Here is a 10,837-nt window from a genome sequence, read left to right as displayed (position 1 = left end):
CCTATAACTGCACAACTGTTACTCCCCGGCCACCCTCTTCAGGAGGCGCAAGGTGATAGCTTTGAACGCTGGGGTGCTGATCTAAAAATTGATGCACAAACCGGCGTAGAGCACCACTGCCGTGGCCGTGGATAATCCAAACGGTTCCCTGCTGGCGGTTGAGGAATTCCTCTAGGAGAGGTTCCGCCTGATGGATACGCTTGCCCCGCAGATCCAGGGTACGGCTCTCGGTGCGGATGGCCGGTGCTGTTGTGCGGGCAGTTGGCGGGGAGGGAGCTGGGCTAGGCTTGGGCTTAGACGGCGTGTGTACGGGTTCCCCTTGAAGGGACTCGACGGCGTGGGGCGGCACAGTAAATTTCACGGAACCCACTTGGACGACAATATCCCCCTGCTGGCTGACACTGAGGACTTCACCCACCTGTTGCCATTGGGGTAAACGCACGCGATCGCCCGGTTGAGGAATAAAGCCAGCGGGCGGGGGGGGTGGTAGGTAGGTTTTTTCAATCTGCGCCAAGGCAGTTTGAGCGGCTTGTACCTGTTCAGGACTGTTGGCCCGTTGCAGTTGGGCAATGATTTTGGCAATTTCCTGCTGAGCTTGATGGAGGGCAGTGCGTACCTGTTCCTCCTGTTGCTGGCGCAACTGCTGCTGTCGCTGTCGTAGTTCCTGCGCCTTCGTGGCGATTTCCTGGTAGAGGGCTTCGGTATCGCGCAGCAGGGTCGCTGCCGCTGTGGTTTTGGCCTCTTGATCCTGGCGCTGAGCCACCAGACCCATGATCATCTCATTGACACTGTTGCTATCTCTGCTGAGAAGGGCCTTGGCCGCCTCAACAATGCTGGGATATAGCCCCAACCGTTGGGCGATCGCCAGGGCATTGGATTGTCCCGGAATGCCCCACAGCAACCGATAGGTGGGGGCTAGCGTCTCCTCATCAAACTCAACGGAGGCATTTTCAAAGCGGCTGTCTTGGTACTTGAGGGCCTTGAGCTCACCATAGTGGGTGGTGGCAAAGGTGAGGCTGGCGTGCTCTGCCAGATAGCGTAACAGAGCGATCGCCAGGGCTGTGCCTTCAGTGGGATCCGTGCCTGCCCCCACTTCATCCAGGAGCACCAGTGTATTGCCGCCTGTGACCTCCAGCTCTGTGAGAATATCGCGGATATTGCAGATATGGCTAGAAAACGTGGACAGGTTTTGAGTAAGGGACTGCTCATCACCAATGTCTGCCCAAACGCCCGTAAACCAAGGCAACTCTACGGGGGCTGCCGCCGGCACATACAACCCCGCCTTGGCCATGAGGGCGGCCAATCCCAGTGTTTTTAGGGTTGCCGTTTTCCCGCCTGTATTCGGGCCTGTAATGGTCACCACCTTTGTGGCTGGCTGTAATTCAATGTCAATGGGAACCACTGGCTGACCCTGTTCATGGTGCTCCTGCCACACCAGGAGGGGATGACGCAAGGCCTTCAGGTGCAGCCGCGTATTACTCACAAACTGCGGTGGGTTTCCCTGCAACCAGAGACTATAGCGGGCACGGGCAACTGCCACATCGAGGGTAGTCAGCACATCCAGTAGATACCACAGATCATCACTAATGGTGGCCAACTGATCCGAAAGGGCTTGGCAAATGGCGCGTTCGACCTCAGCCTCCTGATGGGCCAGTTGCTGCAGGCGGTTTTGCGGGTCAATGGTTTCCTGTGGCTCAATGTAGAGTGTGGCTCCACTGGCGGAGAGATCGTGGACAATGCCCGGAATTTGGTCTTTGTGGGTGGCTTTGACCGCCAACACATAGCGATCGCGCCGTTGGGTAACCACTGCCTCTTGAATTGCCCCTGCTCGCTGCTGAAGAATCTGCTGAAGCTGCTGCTGGATCTGGGCGCGGCATTGCCGTTGCTGCTGGCGGATCTGAGCTAATTCAGGACTGGCGCGATCGCTGACTTGACCTTGATCGGTAATGCAGCGGTAGATTTCCTGCGTCACCTCAGGATAGGTGCGGACACCGGCCACCAGTTGTTGGAGTTCACTGAGTTGCTCGTGCTCCTCAATTTGACGTCGCTGTTGCCGCGCAGCACTCAACAGGTGGGCGATCGCCAGTAATTCCGTGCCTTGCAAACAGCCCTGATGATCCAGTCGCGCAAGGGCAGGTTCAATATCCGTGACTTGGCTGAAATCTAAGCGCACTTGATGTACCGTCTCTAGGGCAATCACCTCGGCAGTTTGCGCCAACAGCACTCGACTGGCCGCTGGGGTACCCCCTAAGATGTCTCCCCCTTGAAGCTGACGCATCCCCCGCTTTGTCGAAGCAAACGTTGCCAACTGCTGACAGAGACGTGGCCACTCCAGACGTCCTAGGGATTTATCAAGGGCACTAATTTGTGACGTTGTAACAACCAATGTTCGCCATCTGCTGAAAACACTACTTCCACTGACTGTAGCACTGCTCACTCATCCATGCAGCGGTTCTCAAGGACAATCCCCGGCATCTCCGTATCCACAGCATCTTGCAGTTTTAGAAGGGTACTGGTGAGAGCTTCAGGATTGAAGTAGGTCCAGCCCAGGGCTTTGGCAATTGTTTGTAATCGCTCCGTAATATTTGTGAGCTCCCCAAGCATATTTTCGCGGGGCAACCCCCCAAAGAGGGCCATCGCGCCTTGATTGACTGCCCACTTGCACTCCGATTCATGGACACGGGTACGCATGCCACTGAGGAGAATGACATTCATTTGTGGATAGCGCTGGCGATACTGCCGACAAAAGTTGTAGGGATTCGTTTTTGGCATTCCCAAATCCAAGAGCAAGAGGTTGATGTTGCAGTTGAGGGACTCCAGATGGGCAATGATTTTTTCTAACTCAAAGTGGGAAGTTGCCCAAATCGTTGAAATACTCTGGGAGTTCAATAATTCCCGCCACATTTCCCCTTGGGTACGGGAAGAATGGGTCATCAGCACCGTCACTTGACCCTTGCTCTCACCGGAGTGATGGGTGTAGGGGTAAGGACCTGGCACATCCCGCAGGTCAATGTATTCTAGCTCTGACTCACCAATGGAAATGCGATCCCCATGCCGGAGGATGTAGGGAGTCTGGATGCGGTTATTGCCCACAAATGTCCCGTTCATGCTCTTGAGATCAGTCAAACAATAGCGATGATCCGCTTGACGCTCAATGCGAATGTGACGCCGTGAACACCAGCGATCGGGCAAAACAATATCACAGTCTTTGCTGCGACCAATTTGCCAAGCAGGTAACTGATCCAACACAATTGAACGTTGCATGTAAACTGAGTGCAACAATAATCGGGGTGTGGGTGCCGCTAAAATCAGCTCACTGGGACGCATAAACCCCCGCTGCTGTTCACCAGCGCGAGTCGGCGAGTGTAGGGGAACGTAGGTGTCGGGGCGATTGGCCGAAGCATCCATAGGAGTAGCTAAAAAACTAAATTATGGAGTTCATTGCTATGCTGCTTATCCTAACGTTGTTAAGCAGGAGGAAACCACCTTCATCTTAATGTCAATAGAATGGCAGTAGCACCCTGAGGGATTGCTAAAACGTACTCGTTATGAGTATGATTAAGTAAGACAGGACAGTTCAACGACTGTCAAAGGAGACTGCTATGAGTGCAACAACCACGCTGAAGGAGCAAGTGCTGACCACGCTCAAACGGGAACAGGCCAATGCAGTGCTCATGTATTTGAACTACAAGAAGTACCATTGGTTGACCTACGGCCCTCTGTTCCGTGATTTACACCTGCTTTTTGAAGAACAGGGGTCAGAGGTTTTTGCCATGATTGATGAACTGGCTGAGCGTAGCCTCATGCTGGATGGCCAACCCGTGGCAGACCCAGCAGACTACCTAAAAGTAGCAACAGTAAACCCCTCCAGTGGCCAACTCACGGTCAAGCAAATGATTGAGGAGGCGATCGCCAACCATGAACTGATCATTACTGAAATGCACCAAGATGCCGAAATCGCCACTGAGGCCGGTGATATTGGTACCGCCGATCTCTACACCCGCTTGGTGCAAACTCACCAAAAACATCGCTGGTTCCTCAAGGAGTTCTTGGCCAAGGGCGATGGTTTGGTCAGTTAGTTGCGGATTGGGCCGTTGTAGTCAATGGTGGTGCGACCATCGGGAGCCACAGTAGCCACTGTTTCAATGCTAGGCATGGATTCGGGTACGCCATTTCTCACCCGATAGCCCAAAATCCGAAACGTGTAGGAGCCGTCGGCATTACGCACATAGGGGGCTTGGCGTACAGGACCATGCATGGACTGCTCGGCTCGATAGCGGGTTAATCCACCATTGGCCCGTTCTGCGGCTTGGCGGGCATAGTTGCGGGCACGCACCAACTCAGCAATGTTGATAGGTGCTAAATTGGTGGCTTGGGCAACGACCACTGTAGAGAAGGGTAGGGGAGCAATTGCCCCGCCAAGGGTTACGGTCAGAAGGAGAGGAGTGATCTGCTGCTGTCTCATCGGGCCTTCCCCAGTCGGTTATGTTTTTCAACGATAGCCAATGGGGGCGACTGCTTTTTATCTCAGTGCAACAATTATTTTATTTGCAACAATTGTTTGCTATCTGCTTTCTGGTTGCCGACTGGCTACAGTTGCTTCCAGTAACTGGTGAGCTTGCTCTTCTGACAATGAATCTTCTGACAATAAAGCACGCTGGAGGCTTGTCATCAAGGAGTATAATTCTAACAGCAGGATTACAGTCTTTTTCTAGGGGTTCTAAAATAGAAAATACCAGCGTCACAGCGATGGAATACTCTCTAGTCTTCCCAGTGTTGAGTATGTCTCATCCCTAGTGAAAAGGGCTGTGCTCCCTAGACGTCATGCCGGAGGGGTTATGCAAGCAACACATCACTATTCTCAGGAATATATCAACCATCTAACCCCCCAAGATGTGGCAGCCTTGGCGCGACGACTTGAGGAGGATGACTACGACACCCCCTTTGCTGCCCTCGAAGACTGGCACCTCCTGCGTGCCATTGCGTTTCACCGACCAGAGCTGGTGGAGCCCTATCTGTATCTTTTGGATTTAGAGGCCTTTGACGAGTCCTAGAACAGTTCCCCATTTGCTGGTGGGGGTGGGGGGTGGCATTGCTGCCTATAAAATCTGCGATGTAATCTCCACGCAGGTGAAAGCGGGGTGGCAGGTTTCTGCCATCCTTTCGGAGACTGCTTCGCAATTCATTACCCCTTTGACCCTTTCAACCCTGTGCCGGCGATCAGTACTCACGGATGCGGATTTTTGGCATCCCCAAGCGCCACGACCACTGCATATTGAGCTGGCGGAAAGGGCAACCCTGATGTTAATTGCTCCCCTGACAGCTAATACGTTGGCAAAATTGGTGCTGGGTTTAGCGGACAACCTACTGGTCAGTACGGTGCTGGCCTCGCAAATGCCAATCTTGGTGGCACCGGCTATGAACACCACAATGTGGGAGCAACCGACGGTACAAGCCCATTGGCAACAACTGCAACAACAGCCCCGTTATCATTGCTTACCCCCGGCCTATGGCCGCTTGGCCTGTGACAGTGTCGGTGTGGGGCGAATGGCGCAGACGCAGGAAATCATTGCCTATTTAGATTCTTTGGCCTATACCCACGGCAAGCGAGACTTAGCTGGGAAGCATCTGTTGATTACCGCCGGGGGCACCCGGGAATATTGGGATGCGGTGCGCTTCATCGGTAATCCGGCAACGGGAAAAATGGGGATCGCTCTGGCAAGGGCAGCCCTTCATCGCGGGGCGACGGTAACGTTGATTCATGGGGCGATCGCCGAGCCGATCCCAGCGCAGGTACGCGCTATTGAAGCAATGAGTGGCGAAGCAATGCTCAAGGCCATTCTAGAGCTGTGGCCAGAGGCAGATTGGCTGGTGATGGCTGCCGCCGTTGGCGATGTCCGCCCGGCTCAGCAGTGGTCGGGAAAGCTGCCTAAATCGGAGTTGCCTACGGCCTTACCCCTGAGTCCTGTGCCCGATATTTTGCAAGCGGTGGCTCAAATGCGTCAGCCCCACCAACGTCTGATTGGTTTTGCCGCCCAAACGGGGGATATTGTCACGCCTGCCCAGGAAAAGCTAAAACGCAAGGGTTTGGATTTGATGGTTGCCAATGCAGTAGATCAAGCGGATTGTGGTTTCGGCACCGTTGAAAATGCTGCGGTAGTGCTGGATCGTCAGGGGCGATCGCGCCCTCTTGCCAAGGTACCAAAGTTAATTCTGGCCCACCAAATTTTTGACATTGTCCAAGAATGGCTGCCATGAATAATGGCCTGACGGTTGTTCCGTTGCCTCTTGAAATGCAGCGGGCGATCGCTGCCGCTGAAACCCTCGACTCCCTTGCCACGATTGCCCAAGAACTGGTGGAAAATGCCCTTGATGCTGGCGCAAGTCGCATCCACCTGCACTGGCACCCTGCAGCATGGCACCTTGAGGTCACGGACAATGGCGAAGGAATTCGCTGGGCAGATCTCACTCAAGTAGCCCTCCCCTACACCAGCAGCAAGTTACCCGCCAGCGGGAAACTAGCCGACATCACAACCTTGGGATTTCGCGGCCAAAGCCTCCACAGTTTGGCACAAATGGCCCAGTTAACGATTTGCAGTCGCCATCGCGAGGCAGATAGCGGTTGGCGAGTGAGTTATGATGCCCACGGGCAGGTGCGCAGCCAGCGTCCTCTAGGAATGGCGGTGGGGACCCGTGTGATTGCTGAGCACATTTTTCAGAACTGGCCCCAACGTCAGCAGGGAGCAAATCCAAACCAGGTACGGCAGCGGCTTCAGCAAATCGCCCTCTGTTTCCCGCAGGTGGCTTGGTATCTCCTTAAGGATGGCAAACAGTGGTGTCACTGGCCGGCAGTGGCGTCTTTGGGCGATCGCCTGCTGCAACTCATCCCACAACTGCATCCTCAAGATCTACGCCAAATGAGTGATGCCCAGATCGAACTGGTCTTGGCGCCGCCAGATTGCCACCACCGTTCCCGCCCCGATGGGTTAGGGGTTGCCGTTAATGGCCGTTGGGTGGAACTGCACAGTGATCCCTCGTGGCAGCAGGTGATTCTTGAGGCCTTTGGTCGCAGCCTCCCTCGGCAGCGCTTTCCCCTCTGTATTGCCCATCTCCATTTACCCCCGGGGGCGATCGACTGGTCAGCAGAGCCCCAAAAGCGCAGGATCTATCTACGGGAGCCAGAGCAATGGCAAACCCTGTTGGTAGAACGCATTGGCCAACTCCTGGCCTGCCCAACCACCCCCTTGAATGATGCCAGCGGCTATCAGGTGCTCAAAGCGGCTGAACCTCCGGCTCGCTATCGAACCCTGTTATCCCCAAAGGGACCTACCACTTCCCTACCTGCACTGAAAGTGGTGGGCCAGTTGCACAATACGTACATTATTGCCGAGCACGCCGAGGGCATTTGGCTGATTGAGCAGCACATTGCCCATGAACGGGTGCTTTACGAGCAGATTGAAACGGATTGGCAAGCAGTGGAGCTAGAGCAGCCGGTGTTGCTGGAATCTCTCACGGAAACACAAGTGCAACGCTTTCAAGACTGGGGGCTAGGGGTCGCCCCCTTTGGGGTGCAGCTTTGGGCAGTGCGTAGGGTTCCTGCTCTACTGCGCGATCGCCCAGATCGAGTCGCCGCCCTCATTGAACTCAGCCAAGTGACGGATCTGAGCGCCGCCAAAGTGGCCGTTGCCTGTCGCAGTGCCATTCGTAACGGAACGCCCCTCACCCTTGCGGAAATGCAAACCTTGGTGGATCAGTGGTACCGTTGTCGTCAACCCCACACCTGCCCCCATGGTCGCCCTATCTGTCTGCAACTGAAAGAATCTAGCCTTGCCCGTTTTTTCCGTCGCCACTGGGTGGTAGGCAAAAGTCATGGCATCTGACAGAAAGGGCAATCCTGCAGGGGAGTAAAGACGTGGAGATCTGCCCCTTGGCGCAGACAGTGCCGCAAATGCATCAGCAGCCGTCCTAGGTAGTTTGAGCCTTGGCGATCGCTCCCACAGCCCCAATACCTATCTACAGGGGAGTCCTCCACTAATTCTTCATCCACGGTTGCCAAGAGCAGTTCCCGCAACTCGGCATGGGTGGTAAATTTAGCCACAAGGGCACGCCACATCACTGCCTGTTTGAGCTGATCCCACTGGGGATGAACAGGATAGCGACCACTGCGACCCAGTTGGGCAGCCGCCTCAGGAGTTGGCGCGATGCGAATAGCATGACCAAAGGCCTCATAGGGAGTGCCAAAGAATTTGTGGGCTTGGTAGTAGTGCTCTGCTGTTGGCCAGTAATAGCCCTCTAGGGTAAACCCGTGGGGAGAGAAATTGGAAAAACTGCCGTAGGCATCCTTGACGCGATAAAAGTAGATTGTCATTGCCAACCGCGTTCCTGCACCCCTTGATCACCTAGCGTTTATCATGGCTGAGATCATCATGCCCCAAATACCGTCCTTTTCCCAGGGACAGAACCGGGTTAGGGTAACCAATTCTTGCTAAGATTAGCCTCGTGGGTATCTTAAAACCTAAATTTTGTTTTGGGGTTGAGTATGAAACGTTTTTGGGCGATGGTTTGCGCGCTTTTCCTAAGTGTGTCACTACTGCTGACCAGTTGTGCCAATGTGCCCACGGGGCTAACGGGCAATTTCCGTGAAGATACCCTTGCCCTGATCAGTAGCCTGCGGGAAGCGATCGCTCTACCAGAGAATGCCCCCAACAAAAAGGCAGCTCAAGCAGAGGCCCGCAAAAAGTTGAATGATTTCTTTGCCCTCTATCGTCGCGATGACTCGTTGCGATCGCTCTCCTCTTTTATGACGATGCAAACCGCCCTCAACTCCCTCGCGGGTCACTACAGTTCCTATCCCAATCGTCCTCTCCCTGAGAAGCTGAAAGCCCGCCTCGAACAGGAGTTTAAGCAAGTCGAACTCGCCCTTGATCGCGAAGCCAAGTCCTAGTCCCGATGGGGGATAAGCCCTATACCAAAATTCCGATTGCAGAGTGCGGGGAACCCCTAGCACCTATTCCCCCTGCCTTTCTGCGGTTGGCCCCCCATCCCTATCAAAGTCTCGGTGCCCCCTATGGCAGGGCTTCGCCCTTTTACTTGCGCTTAGGCGTGATTGCTGCCCTGGAGCGGGCCCAAGCATTCCTAGAGCCCTACGGCTGGCAACTGGCGATTTTTGATGCCTATCGCCCAATTGCGGTGCAGCAATTCATGGTGGCGCATACCTTTACTGCCCTTTGTCAAGAGCGGGGGTATGATTCGCAGCAGCTTGAGCCCGCGATCGCCACCGAGATTTGGCAGCAGGTTTATCAATTTTGGGCTGTGCCCAGCTCAGACCCCAAGGAACCGCCCCCCCACAGTACCGGTGCTGCCGTTGATCTGACCCTGGCTGACCAGGCAGGCCATCCTCTGGACATGGGGGGCGCCATTGATGAAGTTTCCGAGCGTTCCTTTCCCGATTTTTACGATCGTCATCCTGACCAGATCAATGCCGCCTGCTTTGCCCAGCGTCGCCAAATTCTCTATCAAGCAATGAGCGATGCAGGTTTTCAGCGCCACCCAAACGAGTGGTGGCACTTTTCCCTTGGGGATCAGTTGTGGGCGTGGCAAACGCAGCAACAGACTCACCAGCGGGACATCATCGCTCGCTATGGGCGCGTCGATTTCTGAGGATGGGTCACCCTTAGAGTTTGTTAAGATTCAACCCCGCTTCTTTGGCAAATGCACTCAGGCCTTTGCGCTCGAGGGTTTTAATGGCTTTGGTAGAGAGGCGCAGTCGCACCCAACGCTTGCCCTCTGGCCACCACACCCGTTTCCATTGCAAATTCACTTCCTGTAGTTTTTTGGTCCGCCGATGGGAGTGGGAAATAGCGTAGGCGTTATTGGCCTTTTTTCCAGTTAGTTGACAAACGCGGCTCATGAGTTTTCTCCCCTACAAGGCAACGTGAAGCAAAATAAGCAGGACTTCTAGCCTAACATATTCCGTCGAGAAGGACACGGCCTATTTGAAGGTTTCCTTGAGGACGGTACGGGCCGCCAAGTGATTGCGGGTGGTGGTTAAAATTTCCGCTTCCCGCAGCAGGCGATCGTAGGTGGACTGTAGCTCCAAAAGGCGTTGCTGCTCCTGAGCGACACCGCGAAAATTACTGGCAATCCAATAGGACAGCTCCAGGGCAGTGGTGGGCACATCGGGGGGCAGTTCCATGGGTTGTTCCGTCAGTTTTGCCGAGAGGCGCACCACATCCTCGAGGAGTTGACGTACTTCCTGGGCTAAGGGGCGCAGATCAATGCTGGTGGGTTCATCCTCAATCCACTCCACCAGTCCAACGCGGTAGGGTTTTTCGCGCACATAGTCAAGGATGCGAAACCGCTGCTGACCCAGAGAATCAATGAGCATGCGGTCATCGGGAAGCCGTTCGTAGCGACGCACTTCCGCACAACAGCCCACCGTGGCTGGCCGTCCCGTTTGCGGGTCCCACATCACGATGCCAAATCGGCGATCGCTCTCCAGAATCGTATTCATCATGATGCGGTAGCGGAATTCAAAAATATGGAGCGGCAGTGGTCGTCCCGGAAAGAGCACAACATCCGGCAAAGGAAAAATGGGGAGTTCGCGAACGGCAATGGAGGAAAAAGCCATAATGACAACGCACAGAAGCCAATGCTTCTATCCTACCGTACTTTGAAGGCTCCCTAGGATGCGGAACCGGGGACTTGAACCCCGAAGTCCTTGCGGACACTAGAACCTGAATCTAGCGCGTCTACCAATTCCGCCAGTTCCGCTTCTGATAGTTTTTCGTAGGCGATCTCTTATTATTCTTGCTTTGGTGAAGTTCTGTCAACTCAC

At 54.5% G+C, this 10,837-nt stretch carries 12 protein-coding genes and 1 tRNA gene; 6 read left to right on the top strand and 7 right to left on the bottom strand.

The window, feature by feature from the left end; translation table 11 throughout:
* Window position 1: 1 nt before the first annotated feature.
* Window positions 2–2,386, bottom strand: coding sequence for an endonuclease MutS2 (locus tag IGQ16_RS04155; RefSeq protein ID WP_297041013.1), 2,385 nt, complete (start codon window positions 2,384–2,386; stop codon window positions 2–4).
* A gap of 47 nt (window positions 2,387–2,433) precedes the next feature.
* Window positions 2,434–3,408: an FHA domain-containing protein gene (locus IGQ16_RS04150; protein WP_024125487.1), complete on the bottom strand. Its 975-nt coding sequence runs from the start codon at window positions 3,406–3,408 to the stop codon at window positions 2,434–2,436.
* A 194-nt stretch (window positions 3,409–3,602) separates the two neighbouring features.
* Here IGQ16_RS04150 and IGQ16_RS04145 point away from each other — a divergent pair, with 194 nt between their 5' ends.
* The gene (locus IGQ16_RS04145; RefSeq protein WP_024125486.1) at window positions 3,603–4,079 is read left to right on the top strand and encodes a DNA starvation/stationary phase protection protein; all 477 of its coding nucleotides are present in this window, start codon (window positions 3,603–3,605) and stop codon (window positions 4,077–4,079) included.
* Here the strand turns inward: IGQ16_RS04145 and IGQ16_RS04140 are convergent.
* Window positions 4,076–4,465 (bottom strand): hypothetical protein, encoded by a 390-nt coding sequence (locus IGQ16_RS04140; RefSeq protein WP_024125485.1) that lies wholly within the window; start codon window positions 4,463–4,465, stop codon window positions 4,076–4,078. The genes IGQ16_RS04145 and IGQ16_RS04140 overlap by 4 nt on opposite strands.
* A 373-nt stretch (window positions 4,466–4,838) precedes the next feature.
* Here IGQ16_RS04140 and IGQ16_RS04135 point away from each other — a divergent pair, with 373 nt between their 5' ends.
* Genes IGQ16_RS04135 through mutL form a run of 3 tightly spaced genes read left to right on the top strand, consistent with a single transcriptional unit; the run spans window position 4,839 to window position 7,880 of the window.
* On the top strand, window positions 4,839–5,054 hold the full coding sequence (locus IGQ16_RS04135; protein WP_024125484.1) for a DUF2555 domain-containing protein: 216 nt from the start codon (window positions 4,839–4,841) through the stop codon (window positions 5,052–5,054).
* Window positions 5,041–6,258, top strand: a complete 1,218-nt coding sequence (coaBC, locus tag IGQ16_RS04130; RefSeq protein WP_297041012.1) for a bifunctional phosphopantothenoylcysteine decarboxylase/phosphopantothenate--cysteine ligase CoaBC — start codon at window positions 5,041–5,043, stop codon at window positions 6,256–6,258. The genes IGQ16_RS04135 and coaBC overlap by 14 nt, the downstream gene beginning before the upstream one ends.
* Complete coding sequence (mutL, locus tag IGQ16_RS04125) at window positions 6,246–7,880, top strand: DNA mismatch repair endonuclease MutL (protein ID WP_297041011.1); 1,635 nt, start codon at window positions 6,246–6,248, stop codon at window positions 7,878–7,880. Before coaBC ends, mutL begins: the two co-directional genes overlap by 13 nt.
* Here mutL and IGQ16_RS04120 read toward each other — a convergent pair.
* Window positions 7,868–8,368 (bottom strand): NADAR family protein, encoded by a 501-nt coding sequence (locus IGQ16_RS04120; protein WP_024125481.1) that lies wholly within the window; start codon window positions 8,366–8,368, stop codon window positions 7,868–7,870. The genes mutL and IGQ16_RS04120 overlap by 13 nt on opposite strands.
* A 171-nt stretch (window positions 8,369–8,539) precedes the next feature.
* Here IGQ16_RS04120 and psb27 point away from each other — a divergent pair, with 171 nt between their 5' ends.
* The gene (gene psb27 / locus IGQ16_RS04115; RefSeq protein WP_024125480.1) at window positions 8,540–8,944 is read left to right on the top strand and encodes a photosystem II protein Psb27; all 405 of its coding nucleotides are present in this window, start codon (window positions 8,540–8,542) and stop codon (window positions 8,942–8,944) included.
* A gap of 5 nt (window positions 8,945–8,949) precedes the next feature.
* Window positions 8,950–9,660: a M15 family metallopeptidase gene (locus tag IGQ16_RS04110; protein WP_297060350.1), complete on the top strand. Its 711-nt coding sequence runs from the start codon at window positions 8,950–8,952 to the stop codon at window positions 9,658–9,660.
* Between the two features lie 13 nt (window positions 9,661–9,673).
* Here the strand turns inward: IGQ16_RS04110 and rpmB are convergent, their stop codons facing one another.
* The 3 genes from rpmB to IGQ16_RS04095 all read right to left on the bottom strand — a co-directional run bounded on the left by rpmB (window position 9,674) and on the right by IGQ16_RS04095 (window position 10,773).
* Window positions 9,674–9,910: a 50S ribosomal protein L28 gene (gene rpmB / locus IGQ16_RS04105; RefSeq protein WP_024125479.1), complete on the bottom strand. Its 237-nt coding sequence runs from the start codon at window positions 9,908–9,910 to the stop codon at window positions 9,674–9,676.
* A gap of 81 nt (window positions 9,911–9,991) precedes the next feature.
* Window positions 9,992–10,630 carry an LON peptidase substrate-binding domain-containing protein gene (locus IGQ16_RS04100; RefSeq protein ID WP_024125478.1) on the bottom strand — a complete coding sequence of 213 codons (639 nt, stop codon included), beginning with the start codon at window positions 10,628–10,630 and terminating at the stop codon, window positions 9,992–9,994.
* Between the two features lie 59 nt (window positions 10,631–10,689).
* Window positions 10,690–10,773, bottom strand: a tRNA-Leu gene (locus tag IGQ16_RS04095).
* Between the last annotated feature and the right edge of the window lie 64 nt (window positions 10,774–10,837).

It is taken from the genome of Thermosynechococcus sp. M3746_W2019_013 (genome assembly GCF_015296045.1).
GTDB lineage: Bacteria > Cyanobacteriota > Cyanobacteriia > Thermosynechococcales > Thermosynechococcaceae > Thermosynechococcus.
The sequence above is the reverse complement of the archived record's forward strand: the minus strand, read 5'-3'. Positions and strand labels throughout refer to the sequence as shown.